The organism is Oceanithermus profundus DSM 14977, assembly GCF_000183745.1.
In the GTDB taxonomy this organism is placed as follows: domain Bacteria; phylum Deinococcota; class Deinococci; order Deinococcales; family Marinithermaceae; genus Oceanithermus; species Oceanithermus profundus.
This window is the reverse complement of sequence record NC_014761.1, coordinates 764,886-790,724: the sequence shown is the minus strand read 5'-3', so window position 1 is coordinate 790,724 and position 25,839 is coordinate 764,886. Positions and strand designations below refer to the sequence as shown.

The window sequence follows — 25,839 nt, the reverse complement described above, 5'->3', positions numbered from 1 at the left end:
CTACACCTCTCCTTCCAGAAGGACGAGCCCCTCCAGGGCGGTTTCGATCATGCGGTGCACGCCCCGCCGCAGCAGGCTCTCCTCGACGAACTCGGTGTCGCCGATCTGGTTCGAGACCGTCAGCAGCGCCCCGGCGTGGACGCCGCGCATCTTGGCGACGAGGAAGAGGGCCGCGGCCTCCATCTCGAAGGCCATGACGCCGTAGCGGTGCCAGGCGCGCGCGTTCTCGGGGTTGGTGGCGTAGAAGGCGTCCTCGGTGGCGACGAGCCCCACGTGGTAGGGCTCGCCCGAGGCGGCCGCCGCCCGCTCCAGCGCCTTCAAAACCGGCCAGCTGGGGATCGGCGCGTAGGGACGGTTCTCCAGGTACTGGCGGGTGGTGCCGTCGAGCGGCACCGCCCCCTGGACGACGAGCAGGTCGGCCGCCGACAATGCGGGGTCCACCGCGCCGCTGGTGCCGACCCGCACGAGGACGCGGGCGCCCAGCTGCACGAGCTCCTCGGCCACGATCGAAGCCGAGGGGCAGCCCATGCCGGTGGTCTGCACGCTGACCGGCAGCCCCTTGTAGGTGCCGGTGAAGCCGAGCAGCGATCGGTAGGTGTTGTAGGTGGTGACGTCTTCCAGGAAGGTCTCGGCGATGTACTCGGCCCGGCCGGGATCTCCGGGCAGGAGGACGAAGGGGGCGACCTCGCCGGTCTTGGCGCGAACGTGCAGTGGGCTCATACGCCCTTAGGATACACGGGCCGGAAACGCAGCGCCGCGCCCTCGCGGGCGGCGAGCTCGGGCACCAGCGCGAGCGCGTCGATGCGGGCGCAGGCCTCCACATCGGCGGCGAGGCCGACCGCCGCCAGCGCCTCGGCGGCGGCGCTGGCGGCCAGCAAGGGGCGCGGCTCGGGGTGGGCCAGGAAGAGGGCCTGCGCCAGCCTGGCCCCGTCGTCGAGCCGGACCCCGGGCTCGAGGACGCGGAAGCCCGCCACCAGCGCCCCCAGGACGTAGGCGTCGTCAAGCGCCGCCCGCCCCTCACGCCCCGCCGCCACCAGGACCAGGTCGCCTTCCCGGGCGGCGGCCCAGCGCACCGCCGCCCCGGCGTTGACCAGGGCCGCGAGCCCCACCCGCTGTGCGGCTCCGGCCGCGCGCAGCGCCGCCCGGGTGCCGTTCGTCGTCGTCATCACCACCGCACGGCCGCGCACCCGCTCGGGGTCGGCCTCGCGCGGGCTGTTGCCAAGGTCGAAGCCTTCGGGGGGCAGGCCGCCGCGTTCGCCGGCGAGGAGCGCGCCGCGCCGGCGGGCCTCGGCCCGGGCCTGCGCGACCTCCGCGGTAAGCACGAGTTCGCGCGCCCCCGCGGCCAGCAGGAAGGCCGCGGTCGTGGTCGCCCGGATCACGTCCACCACCAGCGCCGTCGCCACCGGCGGCAGCGCCTCGGCCGGCGAGAGGACGGCGCTAAGCCTGCGCGGCATCGCGGAGCGCGCTCAGGTTTTCGGCGACCGTGCCGTCGCCGCCGAAGACGGCCGAACCCGCGACCAGCACGTCGGCCCCCCGCCGCACCAACTCGGCGGCGTTGCCGGGGCCGACCCCGCCGTCCACCTCGATGCGCGCTTCGGGGTTGACGCGGTCGCGCAGCGCGGCCAGCCGCTCGAGCCGCTCGAGGCTGCGGGGGATGAACCTCTGCCCCCCGAAGCCGGGGTTGACGCTCATCAGAAGCGCCAGGTCGAGCTCGCCCAGCACGTCCTCGAACCAGTCGAGGGGCGTGGCGGGGTTCACGGCCAGCCCCGCCCGGGCGCCCGCGGAACGAATCAGCTGCAGCGTCCGGTGGACGTGCGCCGTCGCCTCGACGTGGACGGTCACCACGTCGGCGCCGGCGGCGACGAAGCGCTCGACGTAGCGCTCGGGCTCCACGATCATCAGGTGGACGTCCAGGGGCAGGCGGGTGACCGGGCGCAACGCTTCGACGACGACGAAGCCCATTGTGATGTTGGGCACGAAGCGCCCGTCCATCACGTCGACGTGGATCCAGTCGGCGCCGGCCGCCTCGGCCGCGCGAACCTGGTCGGCCAGACGGGCGAAGTCGGCGGATAGGATGGAAGGTGCGATAAGGGGCATTTCCTACAAATCGTACAGCACGTTCTCGAGGCCTGCCGGATCCCGCACCTCGATCAGGCGCGACTCGAAGGCGACGAGGCCGAGCTCCTGAAACTGCCCGAGGACGCGGGTGGCCGTCTCGCGGCTGGTGCCCGCCAGGTCGGCGAGCTCGCGGTGGGTGAGCGGCATGCTGCGCCCGCGCGGGGTCTCCTCGCCGTAGCGGTGGCGGTAGAGCTTGAGCAGGGCGTAAGCCACCTTGCCTCGCGCCTCTTCGAAGGTGAGCACCTCGACCTCGTGGTTCATCTCGCGCAGGCGGCGGGCGATGATGCGCGCCAGGTTGTGGGCCACCTGCGGGAAGCGCCGCACCAGCCCCCAGTACTCCTCCAGGTAGAGGGCGTGGATGACCGTGTCCTCGACGGCCGTGGCCGTGGCCGAACGGGGCTCGTCGTCCACCAGGCTCATCTCGCCGAAGATCTCGCCGGGGTTCAGGTAGGCGAGCACCTTCTCGCGGCCGTCCAGGTTGCGGTGCGAGATCTTAACCTTGCCGGAGCGGATCAGGTAGAGCGCGTGCCCGGGGTCCCCGGCCTCGAAGACGGTCTGCCGGGGGCGCAGCGCGATCGTGCGGAAGGCCTGCTCGGCGATCTCGTAGCCTTCGGGAGGAACGCCCTCGAACAACGGGGAGCGGCTGATGATGTCGGACACGTCGAGCTTCATTACCCCATAATCTATACGAAACCGGCCCTCCGGGCCTACCCCGGTTTGTGGGTAGGATGGTGGACGTGTGGGCGCTCAAAGCCGAGGGGCTGACCTTTCGCTACGCCGAGCTCGAGCTTTTCGAGGGCCTCGACCTGGAACTGGAGCCGGGCGCGGTGCGGGCGGTTCTGGGGCCCAGCGGCTCCGGCAAGACGACGCTGGTGCACCTGCTCGCGGGCATCCTGCCCCTGCCGTCGGGGCGGTTGTGGTGGGGCGAGGTCGAGGTCAGCCGGCGCAGCGAGGAGGAGCTGGCACGGCTGCGGCGGGACCGGGTGGGCCTGGTCTTCCAGCACCACTACCTGCTGGACGAGCTCACCGCCCTGGAGAACGTGCTGGTGCCCGGCATGATCGCCGGCCGGCCCGACCCCGAACGGGCGCGGCGCCTGATCGAACGGGTCGGCCTGGCGGGGCACGCCCACCAGCGGCCCGACACCCTCTCGGGCGGTGAGCGGCAACGGGTGGCCGTGGCCCGGGCCCTCTACCCACGGCCGCGGGTCGTCCTCGCCGACGAACCCACCGGCGCCCTCGACCGCGCCAACGCCCGCAAGGTCAAGGACCTGTTGCTCGAGCTGGCCGAAGAAAACGGGGCCGCCGTGCTGCTGGCGACCCACGACGAGGCCCTGGTGGAGGGGCTGCCGGCCTGGCGCCTCGAAGACGGGCGCCTGGTGGATGGCTAGAGCAGGGGCAGTTCGCCGGCCGTGAGGATGCCCTCGGCCCCGTTGCCCTGGTGGAAGCCGGCCATGCGCGCGGCCACCTTGCCCCCGGCCCGGTGCACCACGCGCTCGAGCGCGCGCATCGTCCCACCCGAAGCCACGACGTCCATGACCAGGACGATGTTCTTGTTGAGGATGTGCTCGGTGTAGCGGCGGTCGAGCCAAAGGACCTCGCCGGCCCCCAGGGTGAGCGACTCGACCTCCTGGATGATGGGGTCGACCATGTAGGGGCGGCGGCGCTTGCGCACCACGATGTAGTTCAGATCGCGCGCCGCGGCCAGTTCGTGCGCCAGCGGAATCGAGGAGGTTTCGACGGTCACGATCAGGTCGGCGTCGCCGGGCATCTTGGGCTCGAGCTCCCCCATCACCGCACGGACGAACTCGATGTCACCCAGGAAGTCGACGAGCGGGATGCGCACGCCCGGGAAGGGTTCGTGCAGGGGGACGTGCCGGGTCACGCCGCCGATCTGGATGGGGTAGGTGTCCATGGTCACCATGCTCCTCAGGCCTCCTCGGGGCTGAACAGAGGCAGATGGCCTAAGGCGATCACGTCGTCGCGGGGGGTGCCCTCGGTGAAGACGGCCATCACCGCGGCCACCTCGCCGCCGACGCTCTCGATCAGCTCGCGCAACCCCTTGAGGGTGCTGCCGGTCGAGACCACGTCGTCCACGATGGCCACCTTCTTGCCCTTGATCTTGGCGATGTCCGCGCCGTCGAGCACCAGCAGCTGCGGCTTGCCGGTGGTGATCGAGAGCACCTCGCGGGTGACCGGCTGGATCATGTAGGGTTTGGCGGTCTTGCGCGCGACGATGTACGGCAGACCCGTTCGGCGGGAAAGCGCGTGGGCCAGGGGGACCGCTTTGACCTCGGGGGTGACGAGCACCTCGACCTGTTCCGGCAGCCGTTTCGCCATCTCTTCGGCCACCGCTTCGGTCAGTTCGGTGTCCCCGAGCAGGTTGAGCAGGGCGACCGCCACGCCGTCGCCCACCTGCACCACGGGCAGTTCGCGCTTCACCCCGCCGATCTCGATGGGATAGCTCTTCATGGCTTTAGTGTACACCCCGAGCGCTATAATAAGGCCATGGTTAAGGCAAAACTAGAAAACCTGGGGGTCGAAGCCCAGAGCGGAAACGTGGTCGCTCTGCTGCGCGCCGAGACGGGCGAACTGCTGCCGATTTGGATCGGCCCGCTCGAGGCCCAGAACATCGCGGTCGCCCTGGCCGGCGAAAAGCCCCCCAGACCGCTGACGCCGGACCTGCTGCTCTCGGTGCTCGAGATGCTCGGCGGCAAACTCGAGCGCGTCGAGATCACCGAGCTGAAGGACGGCACCTACTTCGCCCGGCTGGTCATCGACCACCGCGGCATCGAATACGAGATCGACGCCCGCCCCTCCGACGCCATGGCGCTGGCCGTGCGCACCGGCGCCGAGATCCTCGTGGACGAGAAGGTGCTGGCGGAGGGGAAGATCGACGAGGCCAACTTCGAGCCCCACGGCCCCACGCCCGAAGCCTGACCCGCCCTCAAACCGCGTTGCTCATCACGTGCACGTGCACGTGGAAGATCTCCTGTCCGCCGCGCTCGCCCACGTGGGCCTGGATCTTGTAGTGCTCGAGCCCCAGGGCCCGGGTGGCCACGCGGTTGACGGTGCGGAAGAGCGCGCCCAGCTTGCGCTCGCCCTCCTCGCTGTCGGGGTAGTCGGAGAGCTTGGGCACGTGCTCGCGCGGCACCACCAGCACGTGCACCCTGGCCTTGGGCCGGATGTCGCGGAAGGCCACGAAGTGTTCGTCTTGGTAGACGATGTCGGCCGGCAGTTCCCCCGCGATGATGCGGCAGAAGACGCAGTCGCTCATGCCCTCGAGTCTACCGGTTCGGCCCGGCGCGCGGCCAGCGTGTAGCCCTCCACCCGCTCGATCACGGCCTGGACCTCCTCGCCCGCAGCGAGCCCTTCGCCACGGAGCTCGACCTCGTAGTAATCGGGGGTGTGACCGTAGGCCACACCCGAACGCACCCGCTCCACCAACACGGCGGTGCGGCGGCCCAGGAGCGGGCGCATGCGCGCCTCGGCCAGCTCCCCGGCCAGGGCGATGAGCTCGTGGGTGCGGCGCTTGCGCTCGGCGTGGGGCACCTGGGGCAGGCGCGCGGCGCGGGTGCCCGGCCGCGGAGTGTAGGTGAAGACGTGCACCCGGCTGGGGTGGACCTCGCGCAGGAAGGCCAGCGTGGCGCGGTGCTCGTCCTCGGTCTCGGTGGGCAGGCCGGCGATCACGTCGGTGGTGAGGGCGAAGCCGGGGATGCGCGCGCGGGCGGCGGCGACCAGCTCACGGTAGTAGGCGGTGTCGTAGCGCCGGCCCATGAGCGCGAGCAGCCGGTCGGCGCCCGTCTGCAGGCTCAGGTGCAGGTGGGGGCGGACGAAGGGGGCGTACCGGCCGATCACCTCGAGCAGCTCCGGACCGGTGTCCTCGGGCTCGATCGAGCTGAGCCTGAGGGGCACGCCGACGGCCGCGAGCTCCTCCAGCAGCCCCGCCACCCCGCGCGGGTGCCCGGCGTACGAGCCCAGCCGCACCCCGGTGAGCACCAGCTCGCGGTAACCCGCCGCCGCCAGGGCCTCGGCCTCCTCCAGCACGCTGCGCCAGTCGCGGTGGCGCTCGCGGCCGCGGGTGCGGGGGATGATGCAGTAGGCGCAGCCGGCGTTGCAGCCGTCCTGGATCTTGACGAAGGCCCGCACCCGGTCCGAGTAGAGCCCCCGCTCGCCCGCGCCCCAGAACTCGTTGGGCGGGGCGGTGACGGGGTCGGCGGGCAGGCCGAAGTGCTCGAGGATGACGCGAGGCAGCTCGGCCTTGCTGCGGTTGGGCACCACCGCGTCGGCCCCCAGCTCGGCGATCTGCTCGGGGGCGAGCTCGGCGTAGCAGCCGGTCACGACCACGAAGGCGTCCGGGTTGGCGCGGCGGGCGCGGCGGATCTCCTTGCGGGCGGTGGACTCGGCGGTCGTGGTCACGCTGCAGGTGTTGATCACCACGAGGTCGGCGCCCTCTTCGAGCGCGACCACCTCGGGCTCGAGCGCCGCCAGCATCCCCACCAGCGCATCCGACTCCACCTGGTTGACCTTGCACCCCAAAGTGCGCACCGCGATCCGCATCCGTACCATTCTGGCCGCCGCCCGGACCTCCGTCAAGGCGCGGGGTTGCATAGGGGGACGGTTGCCTGCATACCCAGGGATTAAGCTGGAGTCATGACCGACCTCGAAATCGCCCAGAAGGCGACTTTGCGTCCGATCCGCGAGATCGCCGGCGCCATCGGCATTCCCGAGGACAAGCTCTTCCACTACGGCCCCTACATGGCCAAGGTCGAAGGCGAGCCGCCCCCCAAGCGAGGGCGGCTCATCCTCGTCACCGCCCTCACGCCCACGCCCGCGGGCGAGGGCAAGACCACCGTCTCCATCGGCCTTACCCAGGGCCTCGGCAAACTTGGCAAAAGGGCCGCGGTGGCCCTGCGCGAACCCAGCCTGGGTCCGGTCTTCGGCGTCAAGGGCGGGGCCACCGGCGGCGGCTACAGCCAGGTGCTCCCCATGGAGGAGATTAACCTCCACTTCACCGGCGACTTCCACGCCGTCACCAGCGCGGTCAACCTGCTGGCGGCGATGGTCGACAACCACATCCACCAGGGCAACGCCCTGGGGATCGAGCCGCGCCGCGTCGAGTACAAGCGCGTCCTCGACATGAACGACCGCGCCCTGCGCCACGTGGTCACCGGGCTGGGCGGGCCCATAAACGGGGTGCCCGCCGAGTCGGGCTTCGAGATCACCGTGGCCTCCGAGGTAATGGCCGTCATGGCCCTGGCCCGCACCGTGCCCGAGCTCAAGGAGCGCCTGGGCCGGATCCGCATCGGCTACACCTTCGACCGCAAGCCCGTCTACGCCTACCAGCTGAAGGCCAACGGCGCCATGACCGCGCTGCTGGTCCAGGCGCTCAAGCCCAACCTGGTGCAGACGCTCGAGGGCCAGCCCGCCTTCGTGCACATGGGCCCCTTCGCCAACATCGCCCACGGCACCAACTCGGTGCGCGCCACCGAGATGGCGCTTGGCTACGCCGACTACGTGGTCACCGAGGCCGGATTCGGCTCCGACCTAGGCGCCGAGAAGTTCTTCAACGTGGTCAGCCGCGCCGCCGGCTTCGCGCCCGAGGCGGTGGTCCTCGTCGCCACCGTTCGCGCGCTGCGCTACCACGGCGGCGCCGACGACTACAACGTCCCCAACCCCGAGGCCGTCAAGCAGGGCCTCGCCAACCTGGCCCAGCACGCGGGCAACATCCGCCAGCATGGCTTCGACCCCGTGATCGCGCTCAACCACTTCGCGAGCGACACCGAAGAAGAAATCGAGCTGGTGCGCGCCTTCGCCCGCGAATACCGCCTGCGCTTCGCCGTGGCCGAGGTCTGGGCCAAGGGCGGCGAGGGCGGCCGGGCGCTGGCCGAGGAGGTGCTGGCGGCGCTCGAGACGCCGGGCCAGCTGCAGCCGCTCTACGACCCGAACGAAGAGCTCAAGGAGAAGATCCGCCGCATCGCCACCGAGGTCTACGGCGCCGCGGGCGTGACCTACACCAAGAAGGCCCGCAACGCGCTGCGCCGCATCGAGCGGGACGGCTGCGACCGGCTGCCCGTGGTCATGGCCAAGACGCCCGCCAGCCTCTCGGACGACCCCAAGCTGCGCGGCCGCCCCGGCGACTTCACCGTGACCGTGACCGATCTCAAGGCCCGCTGCGGAGCGGGGTTCGTGGTGGTCTACATGGGCGACGTGATGACGATGCCGGGCCTGCCCAAGGTGCCCGCGGCCGAGCGGGTGGACGTGACCGAGGACGGCCGGATCGTCGGGCTGTTCTGACGAAGGTGCCTTCCGGGCGCGGGGCCGGGCCCCGCGCCCTGGCTAGCCGGCGCCCAGCTTCACCACGAGGGCGCGCAGCACCGCCTCGCCGGTGTTCTCGAGCGCGTGCGGCACGCCGGCGGCGCAAGGGACCAGCAGATCGGGGCGGACCCGGGCCGACGCTTCGCCGACGTGCACCACGCCCTCGCCCTCCAACACGTAGATGAAGATGTCCACCGGCGCGGTGTGCCTCCGCAGCGTCTCCCCCGGCTTCAGCACCACCATGAGCGCCTGACCCTGCGGGTGGTCGTACACCTTGCGCGCCGGCGCGCCTGTGGCTTCGCTCGCATCGATGATTTCCATGGAGCCCTCCCCCACCAGTATCCCTTACCCGTAGCACGGCCACCAATGCGGGGATAGGAGGTGGGGGGCATGACGGGTACCAAGATTCCGTTGCCGTTGACTGCCCCACCACAAACCACAAGCCACGGGCTACAGGCCATAAACCATGCTGTTACTACGTACTACGTACTCTGCACCACGAACTGATCGGGCGGGCACACGGAGCCGCCCCTGCGGCGTACTGCGTACCGCCTACCGCTCACCGGCCGCCCGCCCCTTAGACCCCAAACGAATCCGTCCGCTGCTTCTCCACCGGCATCCCCACTTCGCCGTGGAAGGCGTCCACCTCGTCGAGGAAGCGTTTGAAGAGGTAGCGCGAGTCGTGGGGGCCGGGGCTGGCCTCGGGGTGGTACTGCACCGAGAAGACGGGGTAGCGCTCGTGGGCCATGCCCTCGAGCGTGCCGTCGTTGAGGTTGACGTGGGTGGGCTTGAACTCCCGCAGGCTGTCCAGGTCCACGGCGTACCCGTGGTTCTGGCTGGTGATTTCGATGCTGCCGTCGAGCAGGTTCTTGACCGGGTGGTTGGCTCCGCGGTGGCCGAACTTCATCTTGAAGGTCCTCCCGCCGGCGGCCAGGGCCAGGAGCTGATGCCCCAGGCAGATCCCGAAGGTGGGCAACAGGCCCATCAGTTTCCACAAGGATTCGTGCGCGTAGGTGGGCATCTCCGGGTCCCCCGGGCCGTTGGAAACGAGCAGACCGTGGGGCTGCAGGGCCATGATCTGGGCCGGCGAGCTCTTCCCCGGAACCACGATCACCTCGGCCCCGTGCGCCGCCAGTTGCTCGACGATGGCGTGCTTGATGCCGAAGTCCATGACCACGATGCGTTTGCCGCTCTTGAGCGTCGGGTAGGCGTAGGGGATGGGCGTGGTCACCTCGGGGGTCATGTCGCGGCCGTCGATGTCGATCCAGGCCCCCGCCTCGAAGGCCAGCCGCTCGATCTCCTCGGGCGTGAAGCGGTGATCGGGACCCGAGAACTGGCTGCCGTGGGCGATGACGCCCTTGATCACCCCGCCCTCGCGGATCTTGCGCACCAGCGCCCGGGTGTCGACGCCGTGAATCCCCACCACGCCGTAGTCCTTCATGAACTCGTCGAGGGTCTGGTGGGCCCGGTGGTTGGAAGCGATGCGGCTGAACTCGCGCGCCACGAAACCGCGCACCCAGGGCCGGTTCGATTGCATGTCGTACACATTGACCCCGTAGTTGCCGATCTGGGGGTAGGTCATGACCACGATCTGGCCGTGGTAGCTGGGATCGGTGAGGATCTCCTGGTAGCCCGTCATCGAGGTGTTGAAAACCACCTCGCCGGGCATCTTGCCGGTGTGGCCGAAGGCGTACCCCTCGTAGAAGGTGCCGTCTTCGAGAACCAGGATGGCGCGTTCGTGCATTGGCTACACGCTACCTTTTCCGTTCACTCCGGACAAGTGCTTGATCAGGGGGATTTCGTGGCAGTTGTCCTGGAAGGGGCAGTCGGCGCATTCGACCCAGACCTTGGGGGGCAGGTCCTCGCGGGGGATGTCCTGGTAGCCGAGCTTGCGAAAGAACCCGTCCTGCAAGGTAAAGGTAAAGACCTTGGGCACGTGCAGGTCGCGCGCCTCGCGCTCGCTGGCGAGCACCAGCCAGCGCCCCAGCCCCTGACCCTGGCGGGCGGGGTGCACCGCCAGGCTTCGGATCTCGGCCAGGTCGGCCCAGAGCACGTGCAGGGCCACGGTGCCGACGATGTGGCCCTCGACGTCCTCGACCACGTAGAAGTCGCGGATGTTCTCGTAGAGCTGGCTGCGGCTGCGCACCAGCATGAACCCCTGTTCGGCCCAGTACTTGATGAGTTCGAAGATCTGGTCCACGTCGCTGAGCCGCGCCTTACGCAGGTTGGTTTCGAGCGTCGGGTCCACCTCGGGCAACTCGGCGGACTTGAGCTCCAGCTTCATCATGACCCGTCCTCCTCCAACTCCTTCTTGGCTTCGGCGATCCGCGCCCGCACCTGCTCGGGCGCGGTGCCGCCGTAGACGTTTCGGCTGCTCACCGACCCCTCGACCGAGAGCAACGCCAGCGCGTCCTCGTCGAACAGTTCGCTGAAGGAACGCAGCTCGTCGAGGTCAAGGTCGTCGAGGTCGCGGCCCTCTTCCTGCAGCTTGCGGACGATCCGACCCACCACCGCGTGCGCCCGGCGGAAGGGCAGGCCCTTCCGGCTCAGGTAGTCGGCCAGGTCGGTGGCCAGGGCGAAGCCGCCCGTCGCCGCCCGCTTCGTAACCTCCGGGTGCCACGTGAGCCCCGGAAGCAGCGCCGCCATAAGCTTGAGGGACGATGTATAAGTATCCACCGCATCGAAGACCGGCTCCTTGTCCTCCTGCAGATCTTTGTTGTAGGCCAGCGGCAGGCCCTTGACCACCGTAAGCAGCGTCACCAGGTCGCCGATCGCCCGCCCCGCCTTGGCGCGGATCAGCTCGGGGATGTCGGGGTTCTTCTTTTGCGGCATGATCGAGCTGCCGGTAGCGAAAGCGTCGGGCAGGGTGACGAAGCCGAACTCGAAGCTCGAGTAGAGCACCAGCTCCTCGGCCAGGCGCGAGAGCGTCAGCTGGCCGATGGCAATCGCGGAAAGCGCCTCCAGTACGAAGTCGCGGCTGGCGACGGCGTCCAGGCTGTTGCGCATCGGCTCCAGGAAGCCCAGTTGCTCGGCGGTGTAGTGGCGGTCGATGGGGAAGCTCGTCCCCGCCAGCGCCGCCGCCCCCAGGGGCGATTCGTCCATGCGGAAGAGGGCGTCGAGCACCCGGGTGGTGTCGCGCGAAAGCATCTCGTAGTAGGCCATGAACCAGTGCGAGAGCAGCACCGGCTGCGCCCGCTGCAGGTGGGTGTAACCGGGCAGGACGACGGGCGGCTCCAGGTGGCGCTCCGCCTCGGCCACCAGCACCCGCGCCAGCTCCTGCTGCGCCTCCACGATCCCCGCCAGCGACCGCCTGAGCCAGAGCCGCAGGTCGGTGGCCACCTGGTCGTTGCGGCTGCGGGCGGTGTGCAGCTTGCCGCCGACCTCGCCCACCAGCTCAGTTAGCCGCGCCTCGACGTTCATGTGCACGTCTTCGTACTCGTCGCGCCAGGGGAAGGCGCCGGCCTCGATTTCTTTTTCGATCCGGTCGAGGCCCGCTAGAATCGCCCGGGCCTCCTCCTCGGTCAGGATGCCCTGCCTGGCCAGCATGCGGGCGTGGGCGCGGCTGCCGTCCAGATCCTCGCGCCAGAGCCGCCGGTCGAAGTCGAGCGAGTTGTTGAACGCCTCGGCCAGCTTGTCGGTCTCGCCGGCGAAGCGACCGCCCCAGAGCTTTTTCGAACCCTCCCCCGCCATCGCTAGCCTTTCTGCGCCCGCGCCCGGGCTTTGAGCCGCAGGGCGTTGAGTTTGATGAAGCCCTCGGCGTCGTGCTGGTCGTAGCCGCCTTCTTCGTCGAAGCTGACCAGCTTCTGGTCGTAGAGGCTGACCGGCGACTTGCGGCCGGCGACGGTCACGCCGCCCTTGTAGAGCTTGAGGCGGGCGGTTCCGGTGACCGACCGGGCCACCTCGTCGAAGAGGGCCTGGAGCGCCTCGCGCTCGGGCGAGAACCAGAAGCCGTTGTAGACGATCTCGGCGTACTTCGGCGAAAGCTGGTCGCACAGGTGCAGCGCCTCGCGGTCGAGCGTCAGGCTCTCCACCGCCCGGCGGCCGTGGTAGAGCAGGGTGCCGCCCGGGGTCTCGTAGACGCCGCGCGATTTCATGCCCACGAAGCGGTTCTCCACCAGGTCCACCCGGCCCACGCCGTGGCGGCCGGCGATCTCGTTGAGCCGGGTCAGCAGCGCCGCCGGCGAGAGCCGCTCGCCGTTCACCGCCACCGCGTCGCCGTTCTCGAACTCGATCTCGACGTATTCGGGCTCGTCGGGCGCCTCCTCCGGGTTCCGGGTGAAGAGGAACATGTCAGCCGGCGGCTCGGCCCAGGGGTCTTCGAGGATGCCGCCCTCGTAGGAAACGTGCAGCATGTTGGCGTCCATCGAGTAGGGCTTGGCGTGGGTCTGGACCACGGGGATGCCGTGCTTCTCGGCGAAGTCGATCATCTCGGTGCGGCCGGTGAACGCCCACTCGCGCCAGGGGGCGATGACCTTGATGTCGGGCTTGAGGGCGTAGGCGGACACCTCGAAGCGCACCTGGTCGTTGCCCTTCCCGGTGGCGCCGTGGCTGATGGCCTCGGCCCCCTCCTGTTCGGCGATCTGCACCAGGTACTTGGCGATCAGGGGTCGGGCGATCGAGGTGCCGAGCAGGTAGTAGCCCTCGTAGAGCGGGGCGGCGCGGAACATGGGAAATACGAAGTCACGCACGAACTCCTCGCGCAGGTCGAGGGCGATGGCCTTGCTCGCACCGGTGGCCAGGGCCTTTTCGCGGGCTTCCTCCACCTCGTCGCCCTGGCCGATGTCGGCCGTGAAAGCGATGACCTCGGCCCCGTATTCCTCGATGAGCCACTTCAGGATGATGCTGGTGTCCAAACCGCCGGAGTAGGCCAAAACAACTTTCATTCACGTCACCTCGATTCACGCCGCGCCCGCAGAAGAAAGGTGGGGCCAAGCCCCACCCAAAGGCGCTTGTCCCCGTTTACACTAGTGCAGTCGTCGAGCGCGGCGCTTCATCTCGTGCATAAGTATACGTGGGGGCCGGCAGCGCGTCAACCGCCGGCTCAGGAAGCCGCTTCCGGGGGCTCAGTCAGTAAAGCGCTGGTAGAGCAGGTTGATCATCGTCGCGGCCTTGAGGTCGCGCTCCGTGACCCCTCCGACGTCGTGGGTGGTGTAGGCCACCCCTACCTTTTTCCAGAGCACGCAGACCGCGTCGGGGTGGTGGTTCTGCTTCTCGGAAAGCAGGAAGATGCGGGTGGCGAAGGCCACCCCGTCGGCGTAGGTGGCGAACTCGAAGACGCGCTCGATCCGCCCGTCGTCGTACCGCCACCCTTCCAACCCCTCGAGGGCGTGGCGAATCTGTTCTTCCGACCAGCGCTTCTCCATGAGCACCATTGTACGCCCCCCGCGCCTGTGCTATACTGCTCGCTGGCATCCTGCAAGGGGGCCCCGCCCCGATCCCCCCTGTGCAGCGAATTCCGCAAGAGCCAATCTGGAGGAGAGGCGTGCACAAGACGTACGTACCCAAAGAAATCGAACCCAAGTGGGTTCTGGTCGATGCCCAGGGGAAAACGCTGGGGCGACTGGCCAGCGAGATCGCCAAGATTCTGCGCGGCAAGCACCGGCCGGAGTACACGCCCAACATGCTCAGCGGCGACTTCGTGGTCGTGATCAACGCCGAGAAGGTGCACCTCACCGGCAACAAGCTGCAGCAGAAGACCTACACCCGCTACTCGGGCTACCCCAGCGGCCTCAAGCGCATCCCGGTGGCGGAGATGCTGAAACGCCACCCCGAACGCGTGCTTCAGCACGCCGTCAAGGGCATGCTGCCCAAGGGCCCGCTGGGCCGCCGCATGCTCAAGAGGCTCAAGATCTACGCCGGCGCGCAGCATCCCCACGCGGCGCAGAAGCCCGAGCCCATCGAGTTGGAGGTTAAGTAATGGCGATCGAACAGTTCTACGGCACCGGTCGTCGCAAGACCGCCGTGGCCCGCGTCTTCCTGCGCCCGGGCAAGGGGCAGATCACCGTCAACGGCCAGCCCTTCGAGGACTACTTCAGCGGGCTGATCAAGGCCGCTTCCGCCCTCGACCCGCTGCGCCACGTGAACAAGGAGGGGCAGTTCGACCTGCTCATCACCGTCAAGGGCAGCGGCAAGTCGGCCCAGGTCGACGCCATCAAGATGGGCATCGCCCGCGCCCTCGTACAGTACGACGACGAGCTGCGCGTAAGCCTCAAGAAGGCCGGCTTCCTCACCCGCGACGCCCGCGAGGTCGAGCGGAAGAAGTACGGCAAGCACAAGGCCCGCAAGGCCCCGCAGTACTCCAAGCGCTAGACCGCTTACGCACACGAAAGGCCGCCCCACCGGGCGGCCTTCGCTTGTGGGCCAGGGCGCCGGGACCTGCGCTCCTGATAGACTGCGTGGGTATGGATCTTTTTCGCGCCATCGTCCTGGGCGTCGTGCAGGGGCTCACGGAGTTTCTTCCGGTCTCGAGCTCCGGCCATCTGGTGCTCGCGGACTACTACCTCTTCGGCGGCCAGGCCCTGCCCCTGTGGGTGGACATCGCCTCGAACACCGGCACCTTCCTGGCGGCGCTCCTGCTGATGCGCCGTGAGATCGCCCAAGCGCTCACCGGCTTTTTCGCGGGGCTGGTGCGGCGGGAAGCCCGGCGGCGCGAGGGGTGGAAGCTGGCGCTGCTCATTCTAGTGGCCAGCCTGCCGGCGCTGATCGTGGGCCTGGCACTCAAGGGCGTCTTCGAAAGCATCAACAACCCCGTCTTCGTCAGCTTCGGGCTCTTCCTGACCGGGTGGATCCTCTGGACGACGCCCCGCGGCGGAGCGAAGGACGTCGTGGGGCGCGTGACCTACAAGGACGCCTTTCTGGGCGGGCTGGCCCAGAGCCTGGCCATCCTGCCCGGCGTCTCCCGCAGCGGCAGCACGATCGCGGCCTTCCTGCACCTGGGCCTCTCGCCGGTCCTGGCCGCCAAGCTGAGCTTCTTGATGTACAGCGTGGCGAGCTTTGGGGTGATGCTGCTGGGCCTGAAGGACGGGCTGCCCGACGGCGTGCACGCGGGACCGGTACTGGCGATGATCGCCGCGGCCTTCGTAAGCGGCTACCTGGCCATGCTCTGGCTCTTCGGCATCCTGCGGCGCGGACAGTTCCGCTGGTTCGCGCCCTACGTCTGGGTGCTGGCCGCCTGGACGCTATTTACCCTGCGCTAGCCGAACGAGCCGCGTCCGTTCGCTTAAGGCGCGCGGCTAGCCGCGCGCCTTAAGCTTCTGTTCCATCTCGACGACGCGCTGCATCGTGCGCAGGACGGCGTCGGGGTTGAGGCTGATGCTGTCGATCCCCTTCTCCACCAGGAAAGCGGCGAACTCGGGGTAGTCGCTGGGCGCCTGGCCGCAGATGCCCACCTTGCGGCGCGGGGCGTGGGCGTGAGCCCGCTCGATCAGGTGGGCGACCGAGCGCTTGACTGCCTCGTTTCGCTCGTCGAAGAGGGCGGCGATGCGGTCGGAGTCGCGGTCCACCCCGAGGGTGAGCTGGGTCAGGTCGTTGGAGCCGATCGAGAAGCCGTCGAAGACGTCGGCATAGGTGTCGGCGAGCCAGATGTTCGAGGGGATCTCGGCCATCACGTAGACCTCGAGCCCGCCCTTGCCCGGCTCGAGCCCGCCTTCCTTCATCACCTCGAGCACCTGCCGGCCCTCCTCGGGGGTGCGGCAGAAGGGCACCATCACCTTGAGGTTCTCGAGGCCCATCACCTCCCGCACCCGCTTGACCGCCGCCAGCTCGAGGAGGAATCCCTCCTTGTAGTCGGGGTGGTAGTAGCGGCTTGCGCCGCGCCAGCCGAGCATCGGGTTTTCCTCGCGGGGCTCGAAGAGCTCGCCGCCGAGGAGGTGCGCGTACTCGTTGGTCTTGAAGTCGGAGAAGCGCAGGATCACCTCACGCGGGTAGAAGGCCGCGGCGATGACGGCGATCCCCTGGGCCAGCTTGTCGATGAAGTACTCCTCCTTGCTTGGGTAACCCCGCGTCAGCTCGTCCACCTGCCGCTTGACGCGGATGGGGAGCTGGTCGTAACGGGTCAGCGCCAGCGGGTGCACCCGGATCCAGGAAGCGAAGATGAACTCCATGCGCGCGAGCCCCACTCCGTCCACCGGATACTGGGCCAGCTTGAAGGCCAGCTCGGGGTTGCCAACGTTGAGCAGGATCCGCGTCCGCTCGGGCTTGGGCAGGGTCTCGGGGTCGACCTCGTGCACCTCGAAGGCGAGCCGGCCCTCGTAGACCCGGCCGTCCTCGCCCTCGGCGCAGGAGACGGTGACCTCCTGCCCGGTCCTGAGGATCCGGGTGGCGTTCTCGGAGCCGACGACCGCGGGAATCCCCAGCTCCCGGGCGACGATGGCGGCGTGCGAGGTGCGGCCGCCGCGGTCGGTGACGATCGCCGCGGCCTCCTTCATGATGGGTTCCCAGTCGGGGTCGGTGATCGTGGTGACCAGCACCTCGCCCGGCTGGAACTCGTCCATCTTGTTGGGGTCGGTGATGACGCGCACCTTGCCGCTGGCGATCTTCTCGCCCACGGCCAGACCGCGGACGAGCACCTTGCCCTTTTCCTTCAGCTCGTAGACGGTGAACTTGAGGCCCTTGCGCTGGCTGTGCACCGTCTCCGGCCGCGCCTGCACGATGAAGAGCTCACCGGAGAGGCCGTCCTTGGCCCATTCGATGTCCATCGGCGTGGGCGCCCCGTGGACCTTGGAGTAATGGTCCTCGATGGCCACGGCCCAGCGGGCGAGCTGCAGCACCTCGTCCGGCTCGAGCGAGAAGCGCTCCCGTTCGTCCCTGGGCGTTGGCTGGTTGCTGAGGCGCTGCTTCTGCTCGTCGTAGACGAGCTTGAACTCCTTGCCCCCCAGCTTCTTCCAAACGAGCGCGTCGAAGCCCTTGCGCAGCGTCGGCTTGTGGACGTAGAACTCGTCGGGGACCACGCGCCCCTGGACGATGTTCTCGCCCAGGCCCCAGATCGAGGTGACCAATACGACGTCGCGGAAGCCGGTCTCGGTGTCGAGGGTGAAGATCACGCCGCTCGAGGCCAGGTCGGAGCGCACCATCTTCTGCACCCCCACCGAGAGGGCCACCTTGAAGTGGTCGAAGCCCATGTCCTCGCGGTAGCTGATGGCGCGGGCGGTGAAAAGGCTGGCGAAGGCGCGGCGCACCGAGAGCAGCAGCTCGGCCTCACCGTGCACCATCAGGTAGGTGTCCTGCTGGCCGGCGAAGCTGGCCGTGGGCAGGTCCTCGGCGGTCGCGCTCGAGCGCACCGCGACGTCCACCTCGTCCGTGCCGTATTTGCGCGAGAGCTCCGCGTAGGCCTCGGCGATCTCCTGGCGCAGGTCTTCGGGACACTCGGCGCGCACGATCATGTTGCGAATGCGCCGGGCGCGCCGGATCAGGTCGGCGGGGTCGGAGCGGTCCCACCCGTCGAGCAGCGCCCGAATCTTGTCCTCGAGCCCGGCTTCGCGCAGGTAGTACCGGTACGCCTCCGCGGTGATGGCGAACCCGTCGGGGACGCGGACCCCCACCTCCCCCAGGGTGCGCAGCATCTCACCCAGCGAGGCGTTCTTGCCCCCAACGAGGGGCACGTCGTGGATGCCCACTTCGGAGAACCACTTGACCCATTTCATCTCGACCTCCACCCTAATTTTAGTAGGGCGCAAGCAAGAATAATGTCCTAAGCCGACTAAAGATCGGCGGGCGCGACCGGGGCGTGCCGCTCCGCGGAACGGTAGGCCGCCAGGACCACCCGCAGGGCCTCGTAACCGTCGCGCCAGGTCACCGGAGGCCGCGTTCCGTTGCGGACGCTGCTCACGAAGGCCTCGAGCATGCCCTGGTTGGGGTCGGGGTGGTAGCCCAGCCATTCGTAGGCCCGCTCCTGACCCCGGCGCCAGACGTGCAGGTGGCCCGCGAAGGCGTCGAGCACGACCGTGCCCTTCTCACCGACGATCTCCATCTTGAGGTGGCCCCAACGCGGGTAACTCGCCGGGCGGCTCCAGCTTGCGTCGATGCTCGCCGGCACGCCGTTTTCCAGCTTGAGCAACAGCAGCCCGGCGGTGTCCACGTCCACCTCGGGGTCGAAGGGGTTGGAGACCTCGGCCACCACCTCGGCCACCTCGACGCCGAAGATCCAGCGGTAGAGGTCGGCCAGGTGGACGGTGTGGTCGATCGTCGCCCCGCCCCCGGCCAGCGCCTTCTCGGCGAACCAGGCGCGGTGACGCTTGGGGTTTTCGCTATGGTTGACGCCCACGACGGCCAGGATCCGGCCGAGCGCCCCCTCCCCCACCATCGCCCGCGCGGCCTGGACGGCCGGCGAGAAGCGCATGGGGAAAGCGGTCATGAAGGTCACCCCGGCCGCCTCCACCGCCGCCTTCATCGCCAAGGCGTCTTCGGTGCGGGTGGCGATGGGCTTCTCGCAGAGCACGTGCGCCCCCGACCGGACCGCGAGCTCTACGAGCTCGCGGTGGCGCGCGTTCTCCGAGGTCACGATCACCGCGTCGGGGTGCTCGGCGAGCAGGTCCTCGTGGGTCCAGAACCAGCGCAGACCGTAGGCCTGGCTGAAGCGGCGGCCGCGCTCGGGGTCGGTATCGGAGAAACCGATCACCTCCACCCCCGAGATGCGCCGCAGGTTTTGCACGTACCCCTCGGCGTGCAGGTGCGCAAAACTCAGGATACCGATCCGCATCAGGCCACCTCCACCACGCGCCCGCTGTCCGCGCTCGCGCGCACCGCGAGCGCCAGCTCGAGCGCCGCCAGCGCGTCCTCCGGAGTCACGTCGAAGGGTTTGCCGCGCCCGAGGGCTTCGAGCGCGTGCCGCAGCTCGAGTTCGTAGGGATCCTCCTCGAGTCCCGCCATCGGCAGCCCCACCTCAGGCGCCGGCTCGTCCGCGGGGAACAGGGTGCCGAGCGGCGGCGACTGGTCCGAACTCCACTCCACCAGGCCGCGATCCCCCGCCAGGTCGAGGGCGGTGCGGAAGTACCCCGCGGGGTAGGCCCAGCCCCCCTCCACGATGGCCATGCGGCCGTCCGCGTAGCCCAGCACGGCCTGGACGTGCTCGAGGACCTCCCCCTCCACAGGCGGACTGCGGCGGGCGAAGACGCGCACCGGGTCACCGAGCAGCCAGCGAACGTAGTCGAGGTCGTGAATCATCAGGTCCACCGGCATGCCCCCCGATTTTTCGGGATCCCGGTACCAGCCGGGCCCCGGCGGAAAGAGCACCCGCTTCAGCCGCACCACCCCGACGCGGCCCAGCTGGCCGCTCTTCGCCAGCTCTGCGGCGCGGCGGTACTGCGGAAAGAAGCGCACCACCATGGCGACGAAGAGCCGACGGCCGCTCTTGCGCGCCGCCTCCAGGATCCGCCTCCCCGACGCCGCGTCGAGCGCCAGCGGTTTTTCCAGGATCACGTCCTTGCCCGCCTCCAGCGCCCGTACGGTCAGCTCCTCGTGCGCGAACGTCGGCGCGGTCACGTCCACCAGGTCCACGCGCAGGAGGAGCTCATCGTAACTTCGAAACGGGTCCACGGTGAACCGGGACACGAATTCGGCCAACTTCTCGGGGTTCGGGTCGTACGCGCCCACCAGCTCCGCGCCGATGCGCCGGTAGGCGTCCGCGTGCACCCGCCCCATGGTTCCCACGCCCACGATGCCAATCTTCACCGCTGCACCTCCTTACTTCACGGCACCCGCGGTCAGCCCGCGGATGAGCTGCTTGGAAAAGAGCATGTACAGGAGCACCGCCGGGATCATGGCCAGGCTGAGCGCCGCCAGCACCGCCTGCCAGTCGTTGAGGAACTGACCCAGGAAGACCTGCGCCCCCAGCACGATCGTCTTGGTCTCTTCCGACGGCGCCAGGATGAGCGGGAACCACAGGTCGTTCCAGACCGGGATCATGCTGATCGCCGCCACCGTGCCCAGCGCCGGCCGCACCAGCGGCAGCACCAGCGTGAAGATGCGGTACTCGCTGGCCCCGTCGATGCGGGCGGCGTCCTTGAAGTCGGGCGGCAGCTGCGCGAAGAAGCGGCTGAGGATGAAGACCGAGAGCGGCAGCCCCATCGCGGTATAGACGAAGATCAGCGCCGCCAGGGTGTTGACCAGGTTCCAGTCGGCCATGAGCCGCAAGATGCCCACCGTACCCAGCCGGATCGGCACCATGATGCCCAGCGCCAGGTAGATGGCCATGAAGGTGTTGAGCTTGAAGGTGTACTCGGCCAGGGCCCAACCCGCCATCGCGCCCAGGAAGACGATGAGCAGCAGCGAGATCACGGTGACGATCAGGCTGTTGAGGAAGTAGTGCTGGAAGTTGGCGATCTCGAACAGGGTCTTGTAGCCGTCCACCGAGAAGGTCGCGGGGGTGGGGGGCTTGAGCGGCTCGCCGAAGATGGCCATCTGGTCCTTGAACGAGTTCATGAAGACGAGCAGGATCGGGAAGAGCACGAGCGCGCTGTAGGCGAGCAGGGTGGCGTGGATGCCGCCCACCTTGAAGAAGCGGAGCCAGCGGTAGCGGGTGCCGGTCATCAGAACTGCACCTCCTCCATGCGCCGCTGCCAGCCGTAGAGGTAGAGGAGCACGCCGGCCAGGATGATGAGCAGCATCATCCCCGCGACCGTCGCCCCCATGTTGGGGTCGCCCGGGCGCAACTGGAAGCCGAAGAAGGTTCGGAAGAAGAAGGTGCCCATGATGTCGGTGGAGAAGTCGGGGCCCGCGAGCGCCCCCTGGGTGGCGTAGATCAGGTCGAAGGCGTTGAAGTTGCCGATGAAGGTGAGGATGGCGACGATGCCCACCGTGGGCACGATCAGGGGGAACTGGATGCGCCAGAAGATGCGCCAGCTGCCGGCGCCGTCCACCTGGGCGGCCTCGATGAGCTCGTGGGGGATGCGGATGAGCGCGGCCAGGAAGAGCATCATGGGAATGCCGATGTTCTGCCAGACCGAGATGAGCGAGAGCGTGATCAGCGCCGAGGACTCGTTGCCCAGGAGGGCGATGGCGACTTCGTTGTCCCCGAGGCCCAGCCGGTCGAGCAGCGGAAACCAGATGCCCCAGGTGGGGCTGAGGATCAGCTTCCAGGCAAAGCCGATCAGCACCACCGAGAGGATGGTGGGGGTGAAGATGATGGTGCGGTAGATCCAGGCCCCGCGGATGTTCGCGGCCAGCAGCACGGCCAGGAAGAGGCCGATCGGGTTTTGCAGCAGCATGTGGATGACGAAGAAGACGACGTTGTTCCAAAACGCGTTCCAAAAGGGTTCGTTCCAAATGGGGTCGGTGAGCAGGCGCACGTAGTTGCCCAGGCCCACGAAGACCTGCCGACCCCCTTCTGCGGTTTGGTAGAGCGAAAACTTCAGCGACGCCAGCATGGGGTAGATCATGAAGACGGTGTAGACGACGACCGCCGGGGCGAGAAAGACGGTGATGTGCCAGGGAAACGGTTTTCGCCTCATGCTCGGGGCTCCGAACCTTCGAAAAGGCGCGGGGAGGCCGAAGCCTCCCCGCCGCGTGGGTCTACTTGCAGTTCAGCTCGCTGGCGAAGTGCTTGTGCGGCCCGTACCAGGAGGCCAGGCGGCACTCCATCCACACCGCCGCTTCCTCCGGCTGCATCTTGCCGTTCAGGATGTTGACCGAGGCGGTCCAGAGGTCGGTCTCGGCGTCGGGCTTCTGGTCCGAGAGCTTGTAGTAGGTCATGCGGAAGGTGCCCTCGCTGGTCTGACGCCAGGAGAGGAACTCGTTGGCGACGGGGTCGCTGATCGTGATGTCGTAGTTGTGGAGCGGGAAGAAGCCGGGCAGGGCGTTGCCGTAGAGCTCGGCGAACTCGCGGGTGGTCAGCCACGAGAGGAACTTCCTGGCCGCCTCCGGGTTCTTGCTCGCGGGGTTGAGCCCCAGGGCGATGTCCTGGTGGTCGCTGATGTAGCTCTTGGTCGCGCCCGCGGGCGGCGGGGCCTTGAAGGCGCCCATGTTGAGCTTGGGGTTCATCTGGCGGAAGACGCCGATGTCCCAAGAACCCGCGGGGTAGATGAAGCCGCGGCCCTGGGTGAAGAGTTGCTGGGCGTCGGAGTAGCTAACGGCCTTGTAGCCGCGCGGCAGGTAGGGCGCCCACTGGGCCAGCGCCTTGTAAGCCTCGAGGAAGCCGTCGGTGTGAAAGCCTTCCTTGCCCTCCAGGAAGGCGCGGCGGCCGGCCTCGCCCCCGTAGTAGTTGGGCGCGATGTTGTGCCAGCCCATGGTGGCGGCCTCCCACTGGTCCTTGGTGCCCATCACCAGCGGCGCCAGCGCCGGGGCCTTCTTCTTCATCCGGGCCAGCAGGTCCATGAACTCTTCGTAGGTCTTAGGCGGCTGGAAGCCGTACTTGTCGAAGAGGTCCTTGTTGTAGAGGAAGCCGTGGATCACCGAGGCCATGGGCACGCAGTAGGTGGTCTTGCCGTCGTCGGTGGTCCAGGCCACCTTGGCGAAGTCGGTAAAGTTCTCCATGCCCGGCAGGTCGTTCAGCGGCGCCAGGTGGCCCTTGTTGAAGAGCTCGAGCGACTTGCCGAAGGGCCGGCAGGTGATCAGGTCGCCCGCGGTGCCCGCCTGCAATTTGCTGTCGAGCACGGCGTTGTATTCGGCCGGCGCGGTGGGCGCGAAGACGACCTCGATGTCCGGATAGTGTTTGTTGAACGCGGGGATGATCACGTCTTTCCAGAGCTTCAGGTCGTCGGTGCGCCAGCTCTCGATGACCAGTTTCTGCGCGAAGGCGCCCCCCAGGAGCGTGGCCGCCAGCAATGCGACGACCGCGAATACCTTGATCCAACGTTTCGACATGTAGAATCTCCTTTCCCCTGCCCGCACTACGGGAGAGCGGTCAATACGAACCGGGCTGGGTTGTTTAACAAAAATCAGCATAGCACGGCAAATCCCGCCGGCCGGGGCATTTTTCCGCCCCTGGACAGACGAATCCCGGCGCACCCCCTGGGCGACGCACCCGGACGGGCGGACCGCCCGCCGCCCCGACCGGCGGGCACCGGAGCATGCGGCGGCCTTGTAGAATACCTGCGGTATGGTCAAGACCCGCATCGCCCCCAGCCCCACCGGTTACCCGCACGTCGGCACCGCCTACATCGGCATCTTCAGCTACGTCTGGGCCCGCAAGAACGGCGGGAAGTTCATCGTGCGCATCGAAGACACCGACCAGAACCGCTACGTCGAGGGGGCCGAGGAGGGCATCTTGCGCGCCCTCAAATGGCTGGGTCTCGACTACGACGAGGGGCCCGACGTGGGCGGACCCAACGGCCCCTACCGCCAGTCGGAGCGGCTCGAGCTCTACCGCCGCTACGCCCAGCAGCTGCTCGACGAGGGGCTGGCCTACCGCGCCTTCGAGACCCCGGAGGAGCTGGCCGCCATCCGCGAGGAGCTGCAAAGGAAGGGCCTGGGCTACGGCTACGACGGCCGCGCCCGCAAGATTCCGCGCGAGGAGGCCGAGGCCCGCGCCACCGCCGGCGAACCCCACGTGATCCGGCTGAAGACGCCGGAGACCGGCGTGACCGTGGTCCACGACGTGCTGCGGGGGAACATCGAGTTCGACAACCGGGAGATCCCCGACGTGGTTCTGCTCAAGTCGGACGGCTTCCCCACCTACCACCTGGCGGTGGTGGTGGACGACCACCTGATGGAGGTCACCGACGTGATCCGCGGCGAGGACTGGCTGGTGAGCACGCCCATCCAGAAGCTGCTCTACCAGGCCTTCGGCTGGGACGAGCCCAAGTGGTACCACCTGCCGCTCTTGCGTGCGCCCGGCGGCGCCAAGCTCTCCAAGCGCACCGGCCACACCAGCATCGACTACTACCGCGAGGCCGGCTACCTGCCCGAGGCCCTGCGCAACTACCTCTCGACGATGGGCTTTTCCATGCCCGACGGGCGCGAGATCTTCACCATGGAGGAGATGATCGAAGCCTTCAGCTGGGACCGCGTCAGCCTGGGTGGGCCCGTCTTCGACGAGGAGAAGCTGCGCTGGATGAACGGCAAGTACATCCGCGAGGTGCTGAGCCTCGAGGAGGTCTGCGAGCGGCTGAAGCCCTTCCTGGAGGCCGCCGGCCTTTCCTGGGAGAGCGACGCCTACCTGTGCCAGGTGGTAGAGGCGATGCGCCCCCGCTTCGAGACGCTGGCCGAGTTCGTGGAGAAGGCGCGCTACTTCTTCACCGAGGACTACCCCTTCGAACCCAAAGCCGAAAAGGAGCTCAAAAAGGGGCTCGAGATTTTGCGCGAGCTGAAGGAGGTGCTCGCGGGGCTTTCCGACTTCGCCCCCGAGCGCACCGAGCCGGCGCTCGTGGGCTACGCCGAAGCGAAGGAGCTGAAGCTGCGCAAGGTGATGCAGCCCTTGCGGGCGGCGATCACCGGCACCCTGGCCACGCCGGGGATGTACGAGCTTTTGGAGATTCTGGGCAAGGAGCGCGTCCTGGCGCGGATCGAGCGTGCCCTGGCGCACGCCGAGGAGCGGGAAGGTAACGCATGAGCTGGTTCGACCGACTGAAGCAGGGGCTCAAGAAGACGAGCCAGACGCTCACCAAGGCGGTCCCCTGGGGCGGCGACCCGGAGGAGGTGCTCGAGGAGCTCGAGTTCGCCCTCATCGCCGCCGACGTGGGGCTCGAGGCCACCCAGGAAATCCTGAAGGAGGTGCGCGAGAGCGGCAAGCGCGACCTGCGCGAAGCGGTCAAGCAGGCGCTGGTGCTGCAGCTCGAGCCCGACGCCCGCCGCGCCAAGCTGCGCAAGCTGGGCTTCAAGCCCGACGCCAAGAAGAGCACCGTCGAGCCGAAGGGGCACGTCGTCCTGATGGTCGGCGTCAACGGCGTGGGCAAGACCACCACCATCGCCAAGCTGGGGCGGTACTACAAGGAGCGGGGCAAGAGCGTCCTCTTCGCCGCCGGCGACACCTTCCGGGCCGCCGGCGGGGCCCAGCTCGAGCTCTGGGGCGAGCGCACCGGCATCCCGGTGATCAGCGCCCCCGAGGGCTCCGACCCGGCCGCCCTGGCCTTCGACGCCGCCAAGGCCCGCGCCGCCCGCGGGATGGACCTGCTCTTCGTGGACACCGCCGGCCGCCTCCACACCAAGCACAACCTGATGGAAGAACTCAAGAAGGTGAAGCGCTCCATCGCTAAGGCCGATCCGGGCGAGCCGGGCGAGGTCTGGCTGGTGCTCGACGCCACCACCGGGCAGAACGGCCTGGAGCAGGCCAAGAAGTTCGACGAGGCGGTCGGGCTCACCGGCGTGATCGTCACCAAGCTCGACGGCACCGCCAAGGGCGGGGTGCTCGTGCCCATCGTGCGCGAGCTGGGGGTGCCCATCAGGTTCATCGGCGTGGGCGAGAGCGCCGAGGACCTGCAACCCTTTGACGCCGGCGAGTACGTGGAGGCGCTGCTGAGCGCGTAGGATGGAGCC

At 68.5% G+C, this 25,839-nt stretch carries 28 protein-coding genes; 8 read left to right on the top strand and 20 right to left on the bottom strand.

The window, feature by feature from the left end:
* Genes OCEPR_RS03955 through OCEPR_RS03940 form a run of 4 tightly spaced genes read right to left on the bottom strand, consistent with a single transcriptional unit; the run spans position 1 to position 2,790 of the window.
* Complete coding sequence (locus tag OCEPR_RS03955; RefSeq protein WP_013457412.1) at positions 1 to 720, bottom strand: phosphorylase family protein; 720 nt, start codon at positions 718 to 720, stop codon at positions 1 to 3.
* Positions 717 to 1,454, bottom strand: coding sequence for a 2-phosphosulfolactate phosphatase (locus OCEPR_RS03950; protein ID WP_013457411.1), 738 nt, complete (start codon positions 1,452 to 1,454; stop codon positions 717 to 719). Before OCEPR_RS03950 ends, OCEPR_RS03955 begins: the two co-directional genes overlap by 4 nt.
* The gene (gene rpe / locus OCEPR_RS03945; RefSeq protein WP_013457410.1) at positions 1,438 to 2,097 is read right to left on the bottom strand and encodes a ribulose-phosphate 3-epimerase; all 660 of its coding nucleotides are present in this window, start codon (positions 2,095 to 2,097) and stop codon (positions 1,438 to 1,440) included. Before rpe ends, OCEPR_RS03950 begins: the two co-directional genes overlap by 17 nt.
* A 3-nt stretch (positions 2,098 to 2,100) precedes the next feature.
* Positions 2,101 to 2,790, bottom strand: coding sequence for a Crp/Fnr family transcriptional regulator (locus tag OCEPR_RS03940; protein ID WP_013457409.1), 690 nt, complete (start codon positions 2,788 to 2,790; stop codon positions 2,101 to 2,103).
* Positions 2,791 to 2,846: 56 nt separating this feature from the next.
* Between OCEPR_RS03940 and OCEPR_RS03935 the strand changes: the two genes are divergently transcribed.
* Entirely contained in the window at positions 2,847 to 3,506 is a 660-nt protein-coding gene (locus OCEPR_RS03935) for an ABC transporter ATP-binding protein (protein WP_013457408.1), read from the top strand.
* Here OCEPR_RS03935 and OCEPR_RS03930 read toward each other — a convergent pair.
* Both OCEPR_RS03930 and OCEPR_RS03925 read right to left on the bottom strand, forming a co-directional pair.
* A complete protein-coding gene (locus OCEPR_RS03930; protein ID WP_041554001.1) occupies positions 3,503 to 4,030 on the bottom strand; it encodes a phosphoribosyltransferase family protein in 528 nt (175 codons plus the stop codon). The genes OCEPR_RS03935 and OCEPR_RS03930 overlap by 4 nt on opposite strands.
* A gap of 14 nt (positions 4,031 to 4,044) precedes the next feature.
* Entirely contained in the window at positions 4,045 to 4,587 is a 543-nt protein-coding gene (locus OCEPR_RS03925) for a phosphoribosyltransferase family protein (protein ID WP_013457406.1), read from the bottom strand.
* Between the two features lie 36 nt (positions 4,588 to 4,623).
* On the opposite strand from OCEPR_RS03925, the gene OCEPR_RS03920 reads away from it, so the two are divergent.
* Positions 4,624 to 5,055: a bifunctional nuclease family protein gene (locus tag OCEPR_RS03920; protein WP_013457405.1), complete on the top strand. Its 432-nt coding sequence runs from the start codon at positions 4,624 to 4,626 to the stop codon at positions 5,053 to 5,055.
* 7 nt (positions 5,056 to 5,062) lie between these two features.
* Here OCEPR_RS03920 and OCEPR_RS03915 read toward each other — a convergent pair whose 3' ends face one another.
* Positions 5,063 to 5,392 carry an HIT domain-containing protein gene (locus OCEPR_RS03915; RefSeq protein WP_013457404.1) on the bottom strand — a complete coding sequence of 110 codons (330 nt, stop codon included), beginning with the start codon at positions 5,390 to 5,392 and terminating at the stop codon, positions 5,063 to 5,065.
* The gene (locus tag OCEPR_RS03910; RefSeq protein ID WP_049773496.1) at positions 5,389 to 6,675 is read right to left on the bottom strand and encodes a MiaB/RimO family radical SAM methylthiotransferase; all 1,287 of its coding nucleotides are present in this window, start codon (positions 6,673 to 6,675) and stop codon (positions 5,389 to 5,391) included. Before OCEPR_RS03910 ends, OCEPR_RS03915 begins: the two co-directional genes overlap by 4 nt.
* Before the next feature lie 93 nt (positions 6,676 to 6,768).
* On the opposite strand from OCEPR_RS03910, the gene OCEPR_RS03905 reads away from it, so the two are divergent.
* Positions 6,769 to 8,412: a formate--tetrahydrofolate ligase gene (locus OCEPR_RS03905; RefSeq protein ID WP_013457402.1), complete on the top strand. Its 1,644-nt coding sequence runs from the start codon at positions 6,769 to 6,771 to the stop codon at positions 8,410 to 8,412.
* 42 nt (positions 8,413 to 8,454) lie between these two features.
* Here OCEPR_RS03905 and OCEPR_RS03900 read toward each other — a convergent pair whose 3' ends face one another.
* The 6 genes from OCEPR_RS03900 to OCEPR_RS03875 form a co-directional block, all read right to left on the bottom strand.
* Positions 8,455 to 8,754 carry a cupin domain-containing protein gene (locus OCEPR_RS03900; RefSeq protein ID WP_013457401.1) on the bottom strand — a complete coding sequence of 100 codons (300 nt, stop codon included), beginning with the start codon at positions 8,752 to 8,754 and terminating at the stop codon, positions 8,455 to 8,457.
* Between the two features lie 256 nt (positions 8,755 to 9,010).
* Positions 9,011 to 10,177, bottom strand: coding sequence for a glutamine-hydrolyzing carbamoyl-phosphate synthase small subunit (carA, locus tag OCEPR_RS03895; RefSeq protein ID WP_013457400.1), 1,167 nt, complete (start codon positions 10,175 to 10,177; stop codon positions 9,011 to 9,013).
* A gap of 3 nt (positions 10,178 to 10,180) precedes the next feature.
* Positions 10,181 to 10,720 carry an N-acetyltransferase gene (locus tag OCEPR_RS03890; protein ID WP_013457399.1) on the bottom strand — a complete coding sequence of 180 codons (540 nt, stop codon included), beginning with the start codon at positions 10,718 to 10,720 and terminating at the stop codon, positions 10,181 to 10,183.
* On the bottom strand, positions 10,717 to 12,123 hold the full coding sequence (gene argH / locus OCEPR_RS03885) for an argininosuccinate lyase (RefSeq protein WP_013457398.1): 1,407 nt from the start codon (positions 12,121 to 12,123) through the stop codon (positions 10,717 to 10,719). Before argH ends, OCEPR_RS03890 begins: the two co-directional genes overlap by 4 nt.
* A 2-nt stretch (positions 12,124 to 12,125) precedes the next feature.
* Positions 12,126 to 13,316, bottom strand: coding sequence for an argininosuccinate synthase (locus tag OCEPR_RS03880; RefSeq protein WP_013457397.1), 1,191 nt, complete (start codon positions 13,314 to 13,316; stop codon positions 12,126 to 12,128).
* A 180-nt stretch (positions 13,317 to 13,496) separates the two neighbouring features.
* The gene (locus tag OCEPR_RS03875; RefSeq protein WP_041553999.1) at positions 13,497 to 13,796 is read right to left on the bottom strand and encodes a 4a-hydroxytetrahydrobiopterin dehydratase; all 300 of its coding nucleotides are present in this window, start codon (positions 13,794 to 13,796) and stop codon (positions 13,497 to 13,499) included.
* Positions 13,797 to 13,915: 119 nt separating this feature from the next.
* Between OCEPR_RS03875 and rplM the strand changes: the two genes are divergently transcribed.
* From rplM to OCEPR_RS03860, 3 genes are all read left to right on the top strand, one after another.
* Complete coding sequence (gene rplM / locus OCEPR_RS03870; RefSeq protein WP_013457395.1) at positions 13,916 to 14,350, top strand: 50S ribosomal protein L13; 435 nt, start codon at positions 13,916 to 13,918, stop codon at positions 14,348 to 14,350.
* A 5-nt stretch (positions 14,351 to 14,355) separates the two neighbouring features.
* Positions 14,356 to 14,742 (top strand): 30S ribosomal protein S9, encoded by a 387-nt coding sequence (rpsI, locus tag OCEPR_RS03865; RefSeq protein ID WP_041554559.1) that lies wholly within the window; start codon positions 14,356 to 14,358, stop codon positions 14,740 to 14,742.
* Between the two features lie 92 nt (positions 14,743 to 14,834).
* Positions 14,835 to 15,629 carry an undecaprenyl-diphosphate phosphatase gene (locus tag OCEPR_RS03860; protein WP_013457393.1) on the top strand — a complete coding sequence of 265 codons (795 nt, stop codon included), beginning with the start codon at positions 14,835 to 14,837 and terminating at the stop codon, positions 15,627 to 15,629.
* Between the two features lie 36 nt (positions 15,630 to 15,665).
* On the opposite strand, the gene ppsA is transcribed toward OCEPR_RS03860, so the two are convergent.
* The 6 genes from ppsA to OCEPR_RS03830 form a co-directional block, all read right to left on the bottom strand.
* The gene (ppsA, locus tag OCEPR_RS03855) at positions 15,666 to 18,074 is read right to left on the bottom strand and encodes a phosphoenolpyruvate synthase (RefSeq protein WP_013457392.1); all 2,409 of its coding nucleotides are present in this window, start codon (positions 18,072 to 18,074) and stop codon (positions 15,666 to 15,668) included.
* 56 nt (positions 18,075 to 18,130) lie between these two features.
* Positions 18,131 to 19,129 carry a Gfo/Idh/MocA family protein gene (locus tag OCEPR_RS03850; RefSeq protein WP_013457391.1) on the bottom strand — a complete coding sequence of 333 codons (999 nt, stop codon included), beginning with the start codon at positions 19,127 to 19,129 and terminating at the stop codon, positions 18,131 to 18,133.
* The gene (locus tag OCEPR_RS03845; RefSeq protein WP_013457390.1) at positions 19,129 to 20,100 is read right to left on the bottom strand and encodes a Gfo/Idh/MocA family protein; all 972 of its coding nucleotides are present in this window, start codon (positions 20,098 to 20,100) and stop codon (positions 19,129 to 19,131) included. Before OCEPR_RS03845 ends, OCEPR_RS03850 begins: the two co-directional genes overlap by 1 nt.
* 12 nt (positions 20,101 to 20,112) lie before the next feature.
* Entirely contained in the window at positions 20,113 to 20,958 is an 846-nt protein-coding gene (locus OCEPR_RS03840; RefSeq protein ID WP_013457389.1) for a carbohydrate ABC transporter permease, read from the bottom strand.
* Positions 20,958 to 21,878 (bottom strand): carbohydrate ABC transporter permease, encoded by a 921-nt coding sequence (locus tag OCEPR_RS03835; protein WP_013457388.1) that lies wholly within the window; start codon positions 21,876 to 21,878, stop codon positions 20,958 to 20,960. Before OCEPR_RS03835 ends, OCEPR_RS03840 begins: the two co-directional genes overlap by 1 nt.
* Before the next feature lie 61 nt (positions 21,879 to 21,939).
* Complete coding sequence (locus tag OCEPR_RS03830; RefSeq protein WP_013457387.1) at positions 21,940 to 23,229, bottom strand: ABC transporter substrate-binding protein; 1,290 nt, start codon at positions 23,227 to 23,229, stop codon at positions 21,940 to 21,942.
* Between the two features lie 235 nt (positions 23,230 to 23,464).
* On the opposite strand from OCEPR_RS03830, the gene gltX reads away from it, so the two are divergent.
* The gene (gene gltX / locus OCEPR_RS03825) at positions 23,465 to 24,916 is read left to right on the top strand and encodes a glutamate--tRNA ligase (RefSeq protein WP_013457386.1); all 1,452 of its coding nucleotides are present in this window, start codon (positions 23,465 to 23,467) and stop codon (positions 24,914 to 24,916) included.
* Positions 24,913 to 25,830, top strand: coding sequence for a signal recognition particle-docking protein FtsY (ftsY, locus tag OCEPR_RS03820; RefSeq protein ID WP_013457385.1), 918 nt, complete (start codon positions 24,913 to 24,915; stop codon positions 25,828 to 25,830). The genes gltX and ftsY overlap by 4 nt, the downstream gene beginning before the upstream one ends.
* Positions 25,831 to 25,839 lie beyond the last annotated feature (9 nt).

Bases quoted from the DNA above. Each gene is read 5' to 3' on its own strand.
- OCEPR_RS03915 (WP_013457404.1), bottom strand. From the start codon at position 5,392: ATGAGCGACTGCGTCTTCTGCCGCATCATCGCGGGGGAACTGCCGGCC.
- OCEPR_RS03875 (WP_041553999.1), bottom strand. From the start codon at position 13,796: ATGGAGAAGCGCTGGTCGGAAGAACAGATTCGCCACGCCCTCGAGGGG.
- argH (WP_013457398.1), bottom strand. From the start codon at position 12,123: ATGGCGGGGGAGGGTTCGAAAAAGCTCTGGGGCGGTCGCTTCGCCGGC.
- carA (WP_013457400.1), bottom strand. From the start codon at position 10,177: ATGCACGAACGCGCCATCCTGGTTCTCGAAGACGGCACCTTCTACGAG.
- OCEPR_RS03940 (WP_013457409.1), bottom strand. From the start codon at position 2,790: ATGAAGCTCGACGTGTCCGACATCATCAGCCGCTCCCCGTTGTTCGAG.
- ftsY (WP_013457385.1), top strand. From the start codon at position 24,913: ATGAGCTGGTTCGACCGACTGAAGCAGGGGCTCAAGAAGACGAGCCAG.
- OCEPR_RS03935 (WP_013457408.1), top strand. From the start codon at position 2,847: ATGGTGGACGTGTGGGCGCTCAAAGCCGAGGGGCTGACCTTTCGCTAC.
- OCEPR_RS03830 (WP_013457387.1), bottom strand. From the start codon at position 23,229: ATGTCGAAACGTTGGATCAAGGTATTCGCGGTCGTCGCATTGCTGGCG.
- OCEPR_RS03910 (WP_049773496.1), bottom strand. From the start codon at position 6,675: ATGCGGATCGCGGTGCGCACTTTGGGGTGCAAGGTCAACCAGGTGGAG.
- OCEPR_RS03950 (WP_013457411.1), bottom strand. From the start codon at position 1,454: ATGCCGCGCAGGCTTAGCGCCGTCCTCTCGCCGGCCGAGGCGCTGCCG.
- OCEPR_RS03900 (WP_013457401.1), bottom strand. From the start codon at position 8,754: ATGGAAATCATCGATGCGAGCGAAGCCACAGGCGCGCCGGCGCGCAAG.
- OCEPR_RS03840 (WP_013457389.1), bottom strand. From the start codon at position 20,958: ATGACCGGCACCCGCTACCGCTGGCTCCGCTTCTTCAAGGTGGGCGGC.
- OCEPR_RS03880 (WP_013457397.1), bottom strand. From the start codon at position 13,316: ATGAAAGTTGTTTTGGCCTACTCCGGCGGTTTGGACACCAGCATCATC.
- OCEPR_RS03860 (WP_013457393.1), top strand. From the start codon at position 14,835: ATGGATCTTTTTCGCGCCATCGTCCTGGGCGTCGTGCAGGGGCTCACG.
- OCEPR_RS03930 (WP_041554001.1), bottom strand. From the start codon at position 4,030: ATGGACACCTACCCCATCCAGATCGGCGGCGTGACCCGGCACGTCCCC.
- OCEPR_RS03920 (WP_013457405.1), top strand. From the start codon at position 4,624: ATGGTTAAGGCAAAACTAGAAAACCTGGGGGTCGAAGCCCAGAGCGGA.
- OCEPR_RS03890 (WP_013457399.1), bottom strand. From the start codon at position 10,720: ATGATGAAGCTGGAGCTCAAGTCCGCCGAGTTGCCCGAGGTGGACCCG.
- ppsA (WP_013457392.1), bottom strand. From the start codon at position 18,074: ATGAAATGGGTCAAGTGGTTCTCCGAAGTGGGCATCCACGACGTGCCC.
- OCEPR_RS03850 (WP_013457391.1), bottom strand. From the start codon at position 19,129: ATGCGGATCGGTATCCTGAGTTTTGCGCACCTGCACGCCGAGGGGTAC.
- gltX (WP_013457386.1), top strand. From the start codon at position 23,465: ATGGTCAAGACCCGCATCGCCCCCAGCCCCACCGGTTACCCGCACGTC.
- OCEPR_RS03905 (WP_013457402.1), top strand. From the start codon at position 6,769: ATGACCGACCTCGAAATCGCCCAGAAGGCGACTTTGCGTCCGATCCGC.
- rpe (WP_013457410.1), bottom strand. From the start codon at position 2,097: ATGCCCCTTATCGCACCTTCCATCCTATCCGCCGACTTCGCCCGTCTG.
- OCEPR_RS03955 (WP_013457412.1), bottom strand. From the start codon at position 720: ATGAGCCCACTGCACGTTCGCGCCAAGACCGGCGAGGTCGCCCCCTTC.
- OCEPR_RS03925 (WP_013457406.1), bottom strand. From the start codon at position 4,587: ATGAAGAGCTATCCCATCGAGATCGGCGGGGTGAAGCGCGAACTGCCC.
- OCEPR_RS03835 (WP_013457388.1), bottom strand. From the start codon at position 21,878: ATGAGGCGAAAACCGTTTCCCTGGCACATCACCGTCTTTCTCGCCCCG.